Source organism: Williamsia sp. R60, from assembly GCF_054063855.1.
In genome coordinates this window covers 1,270,519-1,286,264 of the sequence record NZ_JBSSGR010000001.1, presented here as the reverse complement: position 1 = coordinate 1,286,264, position 15,746 = coordinate 1,270,519, and the positions used below count along the sequence as shown (strand labels likewise).

Annotated in this window: 16 protein-coding genes; 10 read left to right on the top strand and 6 right to left on the bottom strand. The window is 63.7% G+C overall.

What is annotated here, in order from left to right:
- Positions 1-3 precede the first annotated feature (3 nt).
- The 3 genes from ACVWY6_RS05775 to ACVWY6_RS05765 all read right to left on the bottom strand — a co-directional run bounded on the left by ACVWY6_RS05775 (position 4) and on the right by ACVWY6_RS05765 (position 4,053).
- Entirely contained in the window at positions 4-1,521 is a 1,518-nt protein-coding gene (locus ACVWY6_RS05775; protein WP_457536611.1) for a catalase, read from the bottom strand.
- A gap of 153 nt (positions 1,522-1,674) precedes the next feature.
- Positions 1,675-2,493 (bottom strand): potassium channel family protein, encoded by an 819-nt coding sequence (locus tag ACVWY6_RS05770; RefSeq protein ID WP_457536609.1) that lies wholly within the window; start codon positions 2,491-2,493, stop codon positions 1,675-1,677.
- A gap of 153 nt (positions 2,494-2,646) precedes the next feature.
- Complete coding sequence (locus tag ACVWY6_RS05765; RefSeq protein WP_116914825.1) at positions 2,647-4,053, bottom strand: cation:dicarboxylate symporter family transporter; 1,407 nt, start codon at positions 4,051-4,053, stop codon at positions 2,647-2,649.
- A 111-nt stretch (positions 4,054-4,164) separates the two neighbouring features.
- Here ACVWY6_RS05765 and ACVWY6_RS05760 point away from each other — a divergent pair, with 111 nt between their 5' ends.
- Both ACVWY6_RS05760 and ACVWY6_RS05755 read left to right on the top strand, forming a co-directional pair.
- On the top strand, positions 4,165-5,727 hold the full coding sequence (locus tag ACVWY6_RS05760; protein WP_457536607.1) for a sensor histidine kinase: 1,563 nt from the start codon (positions 4,165-4,167) through the stop codon (positions 5,725-5,727).
- Complete coding sequence (locus ACVWY6_RS05755) at positions 5,724-6,416, top strand: response regulator (protein ID WP_457536605.1); 693 nt, start codon at positions 5,724-5,726, stop codon at positions 6,414-6,416. Before ACVWY6_RS05760 ends, ACVWY6_RS05755 begins: the two co-directional genes overlap by 4 nt.
- Positions 6,417-6,420: 4 nt before the next feature.
- Here the strand turns inward: ACVWY6_RS05755 and ACVWY6_RS05750 are convergent, their stop codons facing one another.
- Positions 6,421-6,681, bottom strand: coding sequence for an excalibur calcium-binding domain-containing protein (locus ACVWY6_RS05750; protein WP_245968969.1), 261 nt, complete (start codon positions 6,679-6,681; stop codon positions 6,421-6,423).
- A 556-nt stretch (positions 6,682-7,237) separates the two neighbouring features.
- On the opposite strand from ACVWY6_RS05750, the gene ACVWY6_RS05745 reads away from it, so the two are divergent.
- Positions 7,238-7,495, top strand: a complete 258-nt coding sequence (locus ACVWY6_RS05745) for a hypothetical protein (protein WP_062799631.1) — start codon at positions 7,238-7,240, stop codon at positions 7,493-7,495.
- Positions 7,496-7,597: 102 nt separating this feature from the next.
- Positions 7,598-7,831 carry a three-helix bundle dimerization domain-containing protein gene (locus ACVWY6_RS05740; RefSeq protein ID WP_062799633.1) on the top strand — a complete coding sequence of 78 codons (234 nt, stop codon included), beginning with the start codon at positions 7,598-7,600 and terminating at the stop codon, positions 7,829-7,831.
- A 32-nt stretch (positions 7,832-7,863) separates the two neighbouring features.
- Here the strand turns inward: ACVWY6_RS05740 and ACVWY6_RS05735 are convergent, their stop codons facing one another.
- Entirely contained in the window at positions 7,864-8,031 is a 168-nt protein-coding gene (locus ACVWY6_RS05735) for a hypothetical protein (RefSeq protein ID WP_157366799.1), read from the bottom strand.
- Positions 8,032-8,623: 592 nt separating this feature from the next.
- Between ACVWY6_RS05735 and ACVWY6_RS05730 the strand changes: the two genes are divergently transcribed.
- Positions 8,624-9,103 (top strand): nucleoside deaminase, encoded by a 480-nt coding sequence (locus ACVWY6_RS05730; RefSeq protein WP_457536602.1) that lies wholly within the window; start codon positions 8,624-8,626, stop codon positions 9,101-9,103.
- A 48-nt stretch (positions 9,104-9,151) separates the two neighbouring features.
- On the opposite strand, the gene ACVWY6_RS05725 is transcribed toward ACVWY6_RS05730, so the two are convergent.
- Entirely contained in the window at positions 9,152-9,889 is a 738-nt protein-coding gene (locus ACVWY6_RS05725; RefSeq protein WP_200866332.1) for a GntR family transcriptional regulator, read from the bottom strand.
- A gap of 169 nt (positions 9,890-10,058) precedes the next feature.
- On the opposite strand from ACVWY6_RS05725, the gene ACVWY6_RS05720 reads away from it, so the two are divergent.
- Genes ACVWY6_RS05720 through ACVWY6_RS05700 form a run of 5 tightly spaced genes read left to right on the top strand, consistent with a single transcriptional unit; the run spans position 10,059 to position 15,660 of the window.
- A complete protein-coding gene (locus ACVWY6_RS05720; RefSeq protein ID WP_062799637.1) occupies positions 10,059-11,057 on the top strand; it encodes a BMP family ABC transporter substrate-binding protein in 999 nt (332 codons plus the stop codon).
- 13 nt (positions 11,058-11,070) lie between these two features.
- Complete coding sequence (locus ACVWY6_RS05715; protein WP_062799638.1) at positions 11,071-12,591, top strand: ABC transporter ATP-binding protein; 1,521 nt, start codon at positions 11,071-11,073, stop codon at positions 12,589-12,591.
- Positions 12,591-13,730 (top strand): ABC transporter permease, encoded by a 1,140-nt coding sequence (locus tag ACVWY6_RS05710; protein ID WP_062799643.1) that lies wholly within the window; start codon positions 12,591-12,593, stop codon positions 13,728-13,730. The genes ACVWY6_RS05715 and ACVWY6_RS05710 overlap by 1 nt, the downstream gene beginning before the upstream one ends.
- Positions 13,727-14,653: an ABC transporter permease gene (locus ACVWY6_RS05705; protein WP_457536599.1), complete on the top strand. Its 927-nt coding sequence runs from the start codon at positions 13,727-13,729 to the stop codon at positions 14,651-14,653. The genes ACVWY6_RS05710 and ACVWY6_RS05705 overlap by 4 nt, the downstream gene beginning before the upstream one ends.
- A gap of 23 nt (positions 14,654-14,676) precedes the next feature.
- Positions 14,677-15,660, top strand: coding sequence for an ornithine cyclodeaminase family protein (locus tag ACVWY6_RS05700; protein ID WP_457536597.1), 984 nt, complete (start codon positions 14,677-14,679; stop codon positions 15,658-15,660).
- The last annotated feature ends 86 nt before the right edge of the window (positions 15,661-15,746 follow it).

Here is a 15,746-nt window from a genome sequence, read left to right as displayed (position 1 = left end):
GCCCTACGCCTTCTGCTGCATGCCGGCGCGAGCCGGATTGCCCTGGTCCGCGGCCTTGGGATCGGACTCCCCGGCCTTGGACTCCACACCGTCCCGGATCGCCTTGCCGACACCGGGGTCGATGCGCTGCCAGTAATCGAAGGCCCGGCTGAGCACCGGCTCCTCCACTCCGTTCAGCAGATGACCGACAACGTTGTCCACCAGACGATCTCGGGCATCCTGATCCATCACCTCTCGGATGAGCGTGCCCGCCTGACCGAAGTCGTCGTCCTGTGGGTGGTCGACGTATGCGGTGCGCACGATGTCACCATCGGCCGCCCAGCCCGGCTCACCCTGGAAGTCGTTACGCGCGGCAGGACCGCCTTTGGAGTTGGGCGCGTACACGGGATCGGACACGTTGGTGACCCGCATCGCGCCGTCCTTGGAGTAACTGTGCACCGGATACTTCGAGGCGTTGACCGGAATCTGCTTGTAGTTCACGCCGATTCGGTATCGGTGTGCATCCGCGTAGGCAAACGAGCGCGCCAGCAACATGCGGTCCGGACTCAACCCGATCCCGGGGACGAGGTTGTTGGGCTCGAATGCGGCCTGCTCGATCTCGGTGTGATGGTCGGTGGGGTTCCGGTCGAGCTTCATCCGGCCGACCTCGATCAGCGGATAGTCGTCGTGCGGCCAGACCTTGGTCAGATCGAAGGGATTGAACCGATACGACGTTGCGTCGTCGAACGGCATCAGCTGCACCTTCATGGTCCACGTCGGGAAGTCGCCACCGTCGATGGCCTCGTACAGATCACGGGTGTGGTAGTCGGTGTCGGCGGAGGCCATCTGGTCGGCCTCGTCCTGGGTGAACGTCTCGATGCCCTGGTCCGTCTTGAAGTGGTACTTCACCCAGTGCTTGGCACCGGAGCTGTTCACCCAGAGATAGGTGTGGGAGCTGTAACCGTTCATGTGCCGCCAGGTCCGCGGAATCCCGCGGTCACCCATCAGCCAGGTGACCTGGTGCGCCGACTCCGGGGACAGCGTCCAGAAGTCCCATTGCATGTCGTGGTCGCGTAAGTTGTTGTCCGCGCGCCGTTTTTGTGACCGAATGAAGTGCTGGAACTTCAGCGGGTCCTTGATGAAGAAGACCGGCGTGTTGTTGCCGACCATGTCGTAGACACCCTCGCTGGTGTAGAACTTGAGCGCGAAACCGCGGGGGTCCCGCCAGGTATCGGGGCTTCCACGCTCGCCCGCCACGGTGGAGAATCTCGCGGCCATCTCGGTGACGGTGCCCGGCTGGAAGACCGCTGCGCAGGTGTATTCGGACACATCAGCGGTGACCTCGAACGATCCGAACGCGCCACTGCCCTTCGCGTGGGGCTGCCTTTCGGGCACTCGCTCGCGGTTGAACTGGGCCATCTGCTCGATCAAGTAGTGATCGTGCAAAACGATGGGACCACCGGCGCCCACTGTCAGCGAGTGCTCATCGCTGGTGACCGGAGCACCGGAATCCGTTGTCGTGTTGAACCGTTCGTCTGCCATGCGCGCCTCCAGGGCTTGCTGTTCGATCGGTCTGTCGACCCGGGGGCTACAGGCCGACTCTTCGTAGCCTAGCGACTGGCCTACCGCTTTTCATTGCTTCGACGGTCGCCGATCCGCCGATACGCGCTACGACCAGCTGCTTCTCCGCGCGGGTCACGGCCGATGTTCGGCGTCGCCCGAGCCGACGACCGCACCATCGGTCGTCGATCCCGGGTGCGGCTGTGATGTGAGCCGAGCGATGTCGGCCCGCAGGTCGCGGACCTCGTCGTGCAGCGCGTCGATCTGACGCTTGGTGGCCGCGAGATTGGCTTCGTCGGTCTCGTTGACGCGTTCGACGATCCAGGTGGCGATGCTGGCAGTGACGACGCCGATCAGGCTGATGCCACCGATCATCAGACCGACCGCGATCATCCTCCCGGTGAGCGTGGTCGGCGCGTAGTCGCCGTAGCCGATGGTGGTGACCGTGGTGATGGACCACCACAACGCGTCTTCGAAGTTGCGGATGGTGGCGTCGTCGCTACCCCGCTCGGTGTCGAGGATTGCCAGCGACGCGACGAAGATCAGCATCAGGCAGGCAACGACCGTGTACGCCAGCACCCGCCCGCGGATTGCCTGACCGGCAACGCGATGGAGTACGGCAAGTACCGCGAGCAGACGCAGCAGACGTAGCGGGCGCAAGACGGGTAACGCGACGATCAGCAGTTCGGGTAGGTGCCGGACGAACCAGCGGAGTCGCTCACCCGCGAGACCGAGCCGTACGAGATAGTCGATGACAAAGCCGGCCCAGGTGATGAAGATGACCGCCTCGAGGAGGTCCTCCGCCGTTCCACCCGGTTGGGCGAGTACTTCGACGGCGTAGCAGAGCACGAACACGATCCCGGCGATGGCCAGCGGCCACTCGGTCAGATGGATCCACCGGTCCTGCTGTGAGATCGCAGGGCTGTGCGCGCCATCGTCGACCTCTGTGGCCACCTGGTCCCCTCACGTCGCGAACGCCCTCCCGACGGGTGTGACCCCGCGGGGCTGTTCGATTTGCCCATTTCAGCAAACTGTCGACGGTCACCGCATGAAAACAGCTGTGCCGCGGACCAGCGGTCCGCGGCACAGCATTGCCAGAAGTAAAACTCAGGCAGTCACCGGCTTCTTCGTGGTGTCCACCTTCGTGCCCGAGTCGTCGTCTTTGTCCCAGCTGTCGTGGCCGTCGTCGACCATCGTCAGCTCGTCGAACGGATCGTCACCGCGCAGCACGCTGTCGACCTGATCCTTGTCGATCGTCTTGGTCCAGGAACCGACCAGCATGGTTGCCACGGCGTTGCCGGAGAAGTTGGTCACCGCACGCGCTTCGGACATGAACCGGTCGATTCCGACGATGATCCCGACGCCGTCGAGGAGTTCGGGACGGTGGCTCTGCAGACCGCCGGCAAGCGTGGCCAGGCCCGCGCCGCTGACGCCGGCCGCCCCCTTGGAGGCAACGATCATGAAGACCAGCAGCGAGATCTGCTCCCCGAGCGAGAGCGGCTGACCCATGGCATCGGCCACGAACAGCGAGGCCATGGTCAGGTAGATCGCCGTGCCGTCGAGGTTGAACGAATAGCCGGTCGGGACAACAACTCCGACAGTGGTGCGCTCGACACCGAGGTGCTCCATCTTCGCGATCAGCCGCGGCAACGCCGACTCCGACGACGAGGTGGCGAAGATCAGGAGATATTCACGGGCGAGGTAGCGCACCAACTTGAAGATCGAGACGCCTGCGACAAAGCGGAGCAGCAGGCCGAGGATCCCGAAGACGAAGATGACGCAGGTGACATAGAAGCCGAGCATCAACGTCAGCAGTTCGGTGACCGCACTCCAACCGGTTTGGCCGACGACGTTCGCGATCGCGCCGAAAGCGCCGATCGGGGCGAGCCACAGCACCATGGCGAGCACCTTGAACACGATCTTCTGCAGCGTCTCGATGGCTCGCAGTGCGGATTGGCCCGACTTGCCCAGACTCTGGATGGCGAAGCCGACCAGCAGTGCGATGAACAGGGTCTGCAGCACACTGCCTTCGGTCAGCGCCGAGAGCATCGACGTCGGGATGATCGACTGGATGAAGTCCAGCGTGCCGCCCGATTCGTGGGCCTTGTCGGCGAGTTCGGTGCCCTTTCCCATCGCCGAGGGGTCGAGGGTGAGGCCATCACCGGGCTTGAGCAGGTTGCCGACCACGAGTCCGATCGCCAGCGCGACCGTCGACATACCCAGGAAGTAGGCGAAGGCGAGGCCGCCTACCTTTCCGACGGTGGCGGCTGCGCGCACCGACCCGATGCCGAGGACGATGGTGCAGAAGATGACCGGGCTGATCATCATCTTGATCAGGCTGACGAACATCGTGCCGAGGACTCCGAGGTCTTTGCCGACCCCGGGAGCCAGGATGCCGACCAGGACACCGGCGATGACGGCCACGATCACCGCGATGTACAGCCAGTGCGTTCGATCGCGTCGTTTCGGAACGGCAGCGTCCCCGTCGGCCTGACGATCGTGTGTGGTTGTCATGATCGAACTTCCTTCTGACTGGTGACAAGAATGGGTCTGCAAGGATGGTGTTCTACGGGGGTGAGCCAGGTCACTATTTAGTTCATTACGTTCAACCGACGGAGAGGTTTCATGGCCAGGTTGGTGCCCCGTTCACTTGCCGGCCAAACGTTTGTGCTGCAGCTGGTCGTGATCGCGGTGATGGTCCTGGGCGGCAGCGCGCTGGCGATCGTCGACGCGAGACGCGACGGTGACGCCGCGGCGCGGTTGCAGGTCACCGGCATCGCCAGCGCGCTGGCCGAATCTCCGGCGACCGCAGCGGCCATCGAATCCGGAAGCGCGACAGCGGTGCTGCAACCGGTGACCGAACGGGTTCGGGCAGATACCCAGATCGCGTTCATCACGATCATGGCGCCCGACCGGACACGATTCACCCACACGAATCCCGAACTCATCGGCCGGCCGTACATCGGGACCATCGAGCCTGCGTTGCAGGGCCGCACCTTCACCGAGGTCTACACCGGCACTCTCGGTCCGTCGATCCGCGCTGTCGCGCCGGTGCGCTCGTCGTCCGGCGAGGTCGTCGGACTGGTGTCGGCCGGGATCACCCAGCAGACGCTGTTCTCGCGCTGGCAGCAGCAGTTGCCGCAGATCCTGCTGATCGCCGCCGGCGCGTTACTCGTGTCCCTCGTCGGGATCTGGGCGATTCGCCGTCGCCTGCTGCGGCAGACACATGGGTTGGCTCCCACCGAACTGCAGGTGATGTATGAACATCACGACGCCATCCTTCACTCGGTGTCGGAAGGATTGATCGTGCTGGATCGACACGGCGTGGCCCTGGCCAATGACGAAGCCCGGCGCCTGCTGGCACTGTCCTCAGGCGAGGTGGACAAAGAGAACCTGCCCGCATTTCTCCGGTCGTACTCCCCCGGCGCACGCGATGAAGTCCACGTGACGGGTGACCGGGTACTGGTGGTCAACAGGTCTCGCGTCCCCGGCAATCGGTCTCCGGAGACCGAGGTGGTCACCATTCGTGATCGGACCGAATTGCAGGGCGCCCTGGGCGAACTCGACTCGATGAAGGTGTTCACCGAGTCGCTGCGATCGCAGGCTCACGAATCGGCGAACCGCCTGCACACCATCGTGACGCTGGTGGAGATGGGACGCGGCGACGAGGCCGTCCGCTTCGCCACCACCGAATTGGAGTTGTCGCAGAAGTTGGTCGACCGGCTGTCCGAATCGGTCGGTGAACCCGCACTGGCCGCCCTGTTGCTGGGCAAGAGCGCTCAGGCCGATGAACGAGGTATCGAGTTGACGATCACCGACGACACCGTGATTCCCTCGGACAACGAGCACGCTGTGTTGTCGGGCCAAGAACTCGTCACCGTGGTGGGCAACCTTGTCGACAACGCCTTGGATGCATGCGACCGGTCCGACCCCTGGGTGGAGGTGACCGTACGGCAAGATGGCGAACATCTGCTGATCCAGGTCGCCGACAGTGGCCCGGGCATGGACGCCGAGGAATTCAGCAAAGCGAGGCAACGCGGATACTCCACCAAGTCCGGTGGCGAAGCGGGCAGGCGCGGACTGGGTTTGGCGCTCGTGTCCCAGGTTGTCGATCGCCACGAAGGGACCCTCGCTGCCGAGGTGACGTACGGCTCGGTTGTCACCGTCACCTTCGGCCCGCCGGCATGATCAACGTTCTCGTCGTCGAAGACGAACCGCTGATCGCCGAAGCCCACCGCACGTATCTGGGCCGGATCGACGGCTTTTCCGTTGTCGCCGTGGTGCATACGGCGCAGGACGCCATGCGATCGGCCGCAGAGGCCGCGACAACGACAACACCCATCGACCTCGTACTCCTCGATCTGGGACTGCCCGACGCCAGCGGGATCGACCTGGCATCAGCACTGTCAGGGTTACGCCCGGCTCCGGACATCATCGCCATCACGTCCGAACGAGATCTGGAGATGGTGCGAGCCGCCGTGGCCCACGGGGCGCTGGCGTACCTGCTCAAACCGTTCACGTTCGCCGCTTTCCGCGACCGCCTCGAGCGGTACCAGCGTTATCGACAGGCGTTGCCCGCGGGCACCGACGCGGCCAGCCAGATCGAGGTCGACCGGGCGATCGCCGAATTGCGGGGCACCACAGACAAATCCACGGCCCCGAAAGGCGCGGCACCCGGCACCACCGACGAGATAGCCCGCCGGATCCGCGACAGTCCCGAAGGTCTCACCGCCGCCGAGGCCGCCAACGAGGTCGGCGTGTCGCGGGTGACGGCCTGGCGTTATCTCGAACGCCTGGCCGACGAGGGAACCCTCTCTCGCCACGCGGACTACGGCAATGCCGGTCGACCCAAGATCCGTTACCAGTGGCGGCGCTGAGCGGCTATGTCTCGCACGCCACCCCGTCGCCATCGCGGTCGAGGGCGGGCCGATAGCCGGCTTCTCCCTGCATGATCGGAGCAGCACCTGCCGCTTTCACCGCTGTGCAGTTCTCGTAATAGACCGCTCCGGCGTTGCTATCGGGTGCAACGGGCACGTACACCGGTGTCGACGTCCGCGGCATGACAGGCAGTGGCGCCTGAGTCGCAGCGTTCGTGTCCGGAATGCCTCGGGTGACCGGAACCTCCACGATGGAGGTCACCACTGAGGTCACTATTCGGGTCGGCGGTGCCGCGGTCGTCGTGGTCGTGGTCGCGGTGGTGGTTGTCGATGTTGTCTTCGGCGGTGACGTCACCGCAGGTGTCGACGCTTCGGCCACAGTTTTCGGTTTTTCATCAGACTGCTCCTCCGAAGGAGCCACGAGGCCGACGATCATGAGGAGTGCGAAGACAGCAGCAACAATCCACGGCCATTTCCGCTTCTTCTTCGGTGGCTGCCCATATGGAGACCCGCCGGTTGGCCGATCCCAGTTATCGGGCATGGAGAACTGTTGCGTCATGAGAATGAAAACCTTTCGGAAGGGTAATGAAAAGCGCTGCTACCAGCGACTTCCCCACCGGTCCGAGCCATTCACCCACCTATATCGGTGAGCCACCAGTTCGTTACACACACCGCCCGTCTGTGGCTTTTCGAGTTGTTCCTGCTTTCCCCCCGCCTGCTCTTGTCAGCGCTGAGATGTTGCTGTGGCCGGCCATGGCGCGGAGTTTGCCCTCGGCGATCAACGGGTATCTGCCGGATCGAGTCAGATCATGGTCGTAGCTATGAAAGGACAACCGATGGTGTCGGAAACACACGTCCGGGAACTTCTCGAGAGTTCGTTCGAGGATGCGCATCTGATCTTGGAGATGGGTCAGCTGTCGGTCATCGACGGCGCCAGCGCGGAGAAGGATGAGTCGGCGCTGGTGGTCGCCACCGCGCGCGAATTGCGCGAGACTCACGACGTCGCGCACGTCAACGACGAGGAGCTGACATCCATCGCCGCGCTCCTCGACGACCGGATCGCCAAGCTCGGAGCCTGATCGCCGGACGCGTCACAGTGCGCTCGAATAGCGGATGGCGGTAGGGCCAACAGCCCGTGAACAAACTAGAGGGTCCGACGTGCGCGCCGTACGGTCAAAGGTATGAACCCCGAGGATCAAGAGCAGCAGCAGATCGAGCAGATCGCCGACAAACTGGCGGACAAGCACGCGGATGTGCCGACGGAAGCTGTCGCCGAGGTCGTCGAGGACGCGTACCGGAAGTTCGATGGCCAACCGATCCGCGACTTCGTCCCACTTCTCACCGAACGCCGGGCAGAAGAAGAACTCGGCGGAAACCCGATCGCCACGCCTGAGTCCCTCGAAGAATCGAGCTGAGGGCTACTACGTCGAGGAAACGGGAAGCGCCATCACGCGCTTCCCGCGGTTTCCTTTGGCCGACCCGCAGACTGCAGAGCGCGAAGGTCTGCGGCCTCGGCTTCGAGATCTGCGTGACTGATCACGCGCGCCATCACGATGGCGACAAAGATCGAGATCAATACCCAAGCGGCTACGGCGACGCCTATCCATAAGAACACGTCGAAAGTATGGCCCACTATCCCGAATTGGGAAACTGTTCTTTTAGAAGTAATTTCGAATTGATCGTCACGATCATAGTTTATGATTCTGACGATCAAAACCGTCGGATTTCAAAGCCTGTTCGAACAATGTCGAATCCGATTCACGGCCTGTTCCCACCCTGATCGTCCCACCACGACAGCCTTCCTGCAACGTTGCCCCTGGCTGGTGAGCCGCAGACCAGCGGGCTGTCTTGCGTGCGGCACCAGGCCGGTGTGCGGTCCGCAAGACTCCGCGGGGTCACCTTGCCGTAGCTTTCCGGAGCCGCAGCGTGGGGGTGTAGCCGTCGGGTTCGTTCGTCTCGCCCTCGAACATCGCCCGACCCGACCACGTCGAGGGATTCAATTGCGAACCCTTACTAAGCGGGTTGAATTGGTTCTGCGAACGAATTAGTCAGCGACTCAAATTGATCTTCGCCGACAAAGCCGATTGAACAATTCAGTTTTACCATTGTGGCGATTCGAAACAGGCCTGCGGCAATCGCGGGTCCGTTCAGCACCCCCACCGTGGACACACCTGCTCACCGAGCCAGGGTGTCGTACGCTCGCACCTGTGGGCATAACGAACGACGATGTACAGCACCTACGGCGATGCGTGGATCTGGCACGCGAAGCGCTGGCGGCCGGCGATGAACCCTTCGGTTCGGTGCTCGTGAGCGCAGACGGCCGAACACTTTTCGAAGACCGCAACCGCGTCAAAGACGGCGACAACACCAGGCATCCCGAGCTGACGATCGCGTTGTGGGCAGTGGAGAACATGGAGCCGGCCGCGCGGGCCGCGGCCACGGTATACACCTCCGGAGAGCATTGCCCGATGTGCGCCGCGGCGCACGCGTGGGTCGGGCTGGGCCGAATCGCCTATGCGGTGTCGTCGTCTCAATTGTCGGAGTGGCTCGCGGAATGGAATGCTCCGCCCTCACCGGTCGCCGGGCTGCCAATCAACACCGTTGCGCCCCAAGTTCCGGTAGACGGACCGGCTGATGCTCTGGTCGACGAGATGCGGGCCCTGCACGCACAGCGATTCAGCGTTTAGCCGGAACCCTGTCGCGGTCTCCGACAGGCGGCGTGTAGCACCTACCGCTCAAGTCGGTTCAGATCTCGCACGCCGACGTCCCTTCGTGGCCTCCACCGGATCGATCGACCCGCCCGACCACTCGGCGGCCATGGCAAGACTTGCTTGCCGACCCGAATGAACGTGATGGAAGGCTGATTCGGCCGCACGGTCGGCGTCGTGGGCCGCGATGGCGGCAAGAATTTCCTCGTGCTCGTGGCATTGGCGGCCCGGATCCCGGTCTTTTGTCAGATGAAAGAGCCACTGCGTGCGCGCCTCCAGAGGGCGCAGCAGCGACTCCAGCAGAGGGTTCGCGGACAGGTCGACGATCATTTGGTGGAACTTGGCATTGGCCGCTGCGATCGCTGGGCGGTCCCGCTTCAGCGTCGCGGCACGAGCGGCTTCGAGTTGCTCCGACAACCGGGCGAGACCTTCCTCGTCGGCGCGCTCGGCAGCAAGCCGGGCGGCAAGGACTTCGAGACTCTCGCGCACGTCGAACAGATCTCGGACATCGTTCTCGCTGAAGGGCGAGACGATTGCACCTTGTCTCGGCACCAAAACCACCAGTCCGTCCTGCTGCAGCAACTGCAACGCCTCGCGCAGCGGGATACGCGAGACATCAAGTTCTGCGGCGAGATCGCGCTCCACCAGCCTCGACCCCGGCGCCAGCCGCAGATCTACGATCTGGCGCCGAATCTCCTCATACGCGTGCTGGCGCAAAGACTTTCGATCGTTTGCCGAACCCGTCAGCTCTTCTACCGCAGGCATGAACACCAAGTCCTCTCGCGGATTTCGCCTCGTTCAGCCGAGTCTAGCCAGACCCACTTAGCGGTATACCAATAACTAACCGGCTCGTAATCGGATGGAAACACTCAGCCCCCACTCTTCTCGTAACGGTATACCGCTAAAACACAGCGGCCGACGATCAGGAGACACGATGAGATTTCGATCCACAACCGTCCGCGTACCAGTGGCGCTGCTCGCGGCCGGAGCCATTGCGGTAGGAATGTCAGGGTGCGGCACTTCGGGCGCCGACGCCAACGACGGGAGCCTGTCCGTCGGAGTCTTCTTCCCCGGCTCGGTCACCGACACCGGGTTCATGGAGTCGGGCTACCTCGGATACCAGAGGGTCGAGAAGGCACTCGGTGACCAGGTTGACCTCAGTTATGTCGAGCAAGTCGCACCAGCCGACTACCAGCAGGCATTGCAGCGCTTCGCATCTGAGAACGAATTGGTCATCTCGGTCGGCGGCCAGACCGACGCCGACGTGCGTAAGATCGCCCCGCAGTTCCCAGACGTGAAGTTCGTCGAAATCGGTGGACCTTCCGACGCCGAACCGATGGACAATCTCGCCTACTACGATCCGCAGCAGGCCGAAGCCGAATTCCTTTCCGGCGCAGTGGCAGCGGCTTCATCGGCCACCGGAACGGTCGGATTCGTCGGAGGCGTCGAGCTACCGGCCATCGTCAATGCGGCCAAGGCGTTCTCGAACGGGGCTACGTTTGTCCGACCCGATGTCAAGGTTCTCAGCCCCCAATATGTCGGCGACTTCAACGATCCCGCCAAAGCCAAACAGGCTGCGGGCACCGCCTACGCGGGAGGTGCCAACATCCTCGGTCAGATCGTCAACCTCGGCAAACAAGGCATCGAACAAGCTGCACGCGACTCGGGCAATCGTATGGTCGGCGGACCGATTCCCGGAGATTGCGCAAACCCGGTATACGCAGGTTTTGTCCGCACCGACATCGGGACCGAGATCGAATACGCCGTCTCTTCAACGCTCGACGGCTCCTGGGAGGCTGCACAAGTTCCGTTCGGTCTGACAACAGACAAGGGTGGCAGCGACTTCATCCTCTGCTCGCAAGACCCGGCCGCCACCAAGGCGCTGACCGACGCAAAGGCGGCGCTGACATCCGGCTCCGTCACGGCATACTGAAACGGCCGACGCGATGACCCCAGCAACCAGCCCGCTGTTGACGCTCGATCGAATCGGTAAGTCGTATGGCAGTGTTCGCGCGCTCGACGACGTCACCATGGCCGTCGAACGGGGCACGGTGCACTGCATCCTCGGAGAGAACGGTGCAGGCAAGTCGACACTGTGCAACGTCGTGTACGGAACGGTGTCTGCGGACCAGGGCAGTATGACCATCGACGGAACCCCGTACCGCCCTTCGACACCGGCAGCGGCACTCGAGTCCGGCGTCGCCATGGTGCATCAGCACTTCTCACTCATCCCCACGATGACAGTGGAGGACAACCTGTTGTTGGGCCGGCGAGGTTTTCGCCAGCCACACGATGAGGTGGAGCAGGGCCTGGCGCGCATAGCCGATTCGTACGGATTGACCGTGGACCGCACCGCCCGCGTCAGTGACCTTCCGATCGGCGCACGACAGCGGGTGGAGATCGTCAAAGCCCTGCTTCGACGGCCAGACCTCATCCTGCTCGACGAACCGACTGCGGTGCTCGACCCCGGTGAGATCGACTCGCTGATCGAGACCTGCAATGCCCTTGCCGCCGATGGCAAGTCGGTTGTCCTGATCACCCACAAACTCGGAGAGGTCGCCCGCGTGGCCGATGCGGCGACTGTGCTCCGAGGCGGGACGGTCGTCGGCGGAGGCCGGCTGTCGCAGACACCGCTGGACTCCTTGCTCGACCTGATGCTCGGTGGCGCACAACCTGTTGCGTCCGAACGACGCCCGTCATCGCCACCGCATCACGCAGCACCCTGCTTGGAGGTCAGGGGCGTCACGCTGTCCCGCCCAGATGGCAGCACTGCCCTGTCAGACGTCGATTTGACTGTCCACTCAGGAGAGATCGTTGGTATCGCAGGTGTCGAAGGCAATGGCCAGTCGGAGCTGGCGGCAGTGTTGTCCGGGTCCGTCGCCGCTGATCGCGGAACAGTCAGTGTCGACGGGCTCGACATCACCGAACACACTCCGGCGCAGCGCACCCGTGCGGGCATGGGTGTCATTCCCGAAGACCGGCACGCCGAGGGCATGGTCGCCGAACTATCACTTGCCGAGAACTACGCACTCGGCCGATTGAGCGACTACCGGCGCTGGGGCCTACTGGATCGCCGGCGTATGAGAGCTGATGCCGCGCAGGCCATCACGGAGTACTCGATCCGCGCCGATGGTCCCGACATCCCCATCGGATCATTGTCCGGCGGCAACCAGCAGAAGGTTGTGCTGGCCCGGGAATTGTCGACCCCGGGGCTGCGTGTCGTCGTCGCGGCTCAACCCACCCGTGGGCTCGACGTCGGTGCCGTCGCCTTTGTGCTCGACCGTCTTCGGGACGCCGCGGCGTCTGGCGCCGCAGTGTTGGTGATCTCCAGCGAGATCGACGAGCTCGTCACCCTCTGCTCGCGCATTGTCGTCGCCTACCGCGGCACCATCCGCGGGTCTGTCGACTCCGAGTCTTCCTCTGCCACAAACGACATCGGCGAGCTCATGATGGGGGTGGCAGGATGATGCCGACGGCTGTTCTGCTTCGTACCAAACTGCGGCAGGGCGATTGGGCCCACAGTCCTCTTGTGGTCGCCGTCGTTGCCTTGGTGATCGCCGCAGGCATCGGACTGCTGTTGGCCGCAGGCGCTGGGGCCGGGCCCGCCGAGGTCATCGACGCCCTCATCCAGGGAACATTCGGCTCGCCCTTCGCCGTCGGCACCTCGCTGAACAACGCTGCCATCATCATGTTCATCGCGGCGGGCTTCACCGTCGCTTATCGGGCCGGTCTGGTGAACGTCGGAGGCGAAGGCCAGATCTGTCTCGGCGGCATTGCTGCCACTGCGGTGGGCGTGACCATCCCCGACGCCATGCCTCTCTTCCTTGGAGTCACCCTGGCGCTGGTGGCTGCCGTATTGGCCGGCGCAAGTTGGGCGGCCATTGCGGCGTGGCTCTATGTTCGGCGCGGTACCAGCGAGATCATCACCACCCTGCTGCTCAACTTTGTCGGCCTGGCGTTGGTTGTGTTGATGGTCCAGGAGCCGAGCTTGCTCCGGCAGCCGATGACCTCGTCGGAGACGCTCCCGCAGTCGGAGTCGCTGAGCGAAGCGAGCCACCTCCCGCTACTGGGATTGACCAAATCGCCGGCCACCGTGGCCATCGTCATTGCGCTCCTTGCCATCACGGCCGTCGGAGTGGTTTTGCGGCACAGCGCAATCGGACTACGGCTCCGCTCAGTGGGACTGTCACCGACTGCATCGGGTCGACTGGGTGTCCCAGTTGATCGCGTCCGTTTCCTGGGGCTCTCCACCGCAGGTGGATTCTCCGGGCTGGCCGGTGGAATCCTTGTCACGTCCGCCCCGTTCGTCTTGGCCGAAGGGTTCTCGTCAGGCTTCGGTTTCACCGGCCTCGTGGTCGGTTTGCTTGCCCGCGGGTCGATGACAGCAGTTGCCGGGGTGTCGCTGTTCCTGGGATTCCTGGTTGCCGGCGGTATCAATCTGCAGTTGGCCGCGGGAGTTCCGTCCTCCACCGTGACCGTGGTGCAGAGCGTGCTGATCATCTTGATCGCGGGCGCTGCCTTGTGGACCACCCGGTCGAGATCAGTGGCGCCCCCCGAGGCCACTTTGGCACCCGCCATCACAGCCCCCGCAAAGGCGACGTCATGAACATCGACATGCTCACCCAGGTCCTCACCAGCGGAGTGGCGTTCGCGATCCTGCTCATTGTGGCCGCAGCAGGTGAATCGATCAGCGAACGTGCAGGCGTGCTCAACCTCAGCATGGAGGGCATCATGCTCACCGGCGCGTTTGCGAGCGTGCTGGCCTCCGCCACACTTGATTCGGCGATGCTCGGTCTCATCAGCGGCGTGCTTGCGGCGCTCATCTTCGGCATCATTCAGGCGTTGCTGACGGTGCGGTTCCGAGCCGACCAGATCGTTGTCGGAATCGCCGGCAACGCATTGGCTCTGGGGTTGACCACCTACGGTGCCCGCATCTTCCTCGAGGACGGCAAGGGCCAGGGTGTGCCCGGCTTCGACGGCGTCGACATCCCTCTGCTGACCGACATCCCGATCGTTGGTCCGGCCCTGTTCGGCCAATCAGTCCTCGGCTACCTCTGCGTGCTCGTGGTCATCGCGCTGGCGCTGCTGTTCTCCGGCAAGACCATGGCGGGCATTCGCGTGGACGCCGTCGGCGAAGACGCCACATCGGCCGGCTGGACAGGATTGTCCGTCAACAAGATCCGGGCCGCGTGCGTCTTGCTCGCTGCCGCAACAGGCGGTCTCGCGGGATCTCAACTGGCCCTGTCGGAAGTACAGTCGTTCAGCGAGAACATGACTGCCGGCCTCGGGTACCTCGCCGTGGTCGCAGTGATCGCGGGACGCTGGAAGGTGATCGGAATCGTGTGGGCGTGCCTGTTCTTCGGGATCGCCCGATCGCTTCAGTTCGCCTTGCCTGCCGTAGGAGTCGACATCCCTTACGCGATTCTGCTGATGCTGCCGTACGTCATCGCCATCGTCGCGATCAGCGGCGTCGTCGGTGGCCGCCGAGCCCCGTCTTGCCTCACCGTGCCGTACGCCGGCCGTTCCTGAACCTCTCTGCCCCGGAAGGCGACATGACCCTCATCCTCACCCACTCCGACATCGACGCGCTCATCGACCGGACTTCGGTCTACCGCGCCGTGGAGCAGGCTCACGCCGATCTGACATCAGGAACTGCGAGTAACCCCGCTCCCCCTCAGTTGCCGATCGCCGACGGCGGCACCGCGCTCCCGATGGTGGCGTCGTCAGAACCGTTGGGCGCCAGCGTCGTCAAGATGTTGTCGGACATGCCGGCCAATGTCGGCCGCGGGCTCCCGAGTCAGCGATCGACCATCCTGCTGATGTCTGCACAGACCGGCGAGTGCGAAGCAGTACTCGACGGCCGCCTCATCACAGCCATCCGTACTGCTGCGGCGAGCGCGGTGGCGACGGCTCACCTTGCCACGCAACGGAGCTCGATTCTGGGACTCATCGGTGCCGGAACCCTCGCAGTGGAGCACGCCCGCGCCATCTGCCGCATCCGAAACATCGAGAAGGTTTTGGTGTGGTCGCGGTCGGCGTCGACCGTCGACAGCTTCCGCCGTCGGACAGCCGATCTCGACATCCAGATCGAATACGCCGAATTCCCTCGGTCTATTCTCGCCTCCGCCGACATCGTCTGCACACTGACGCCGTCGCGCGAACCGATCGTCGAGGGCGCCTGGTTCCGCCCGGGCCTGCACCTCAACGCCGTCGGCGCTCCTCCCCGCGCGGACCACCGTGAGATCGACGGCCCCGGGATCGGCAGCTGTCGGCTGATCGTCGACAGCATCCCGACCGCACTCACCAAGTCGGGCGATGTCCTGTTGGCGATCGCCGAAGGCCACCTTCAGACGCAGGACGTCGATGTCGAACTCGGTGATGTGATCGCGGACCCCGCCCTCGGTCGGCACAGCGACGACGACATCACCCTTTTCAACTCCGTCGGAATCGGTCTACAGGATCTGGTGACCGCCCGGACGCTGGTTGATGTGGCGATACAACAGGGCGTTGGGGCGAGTCTGCGGTTGAATGCGTGACTGATTGATGTTGATGCTGGTGCGCACAGAGGGGTCCGAACCTCAGGGCCAGATAGACAAAAGGGTCTTTTAGCTGCATAAATGCG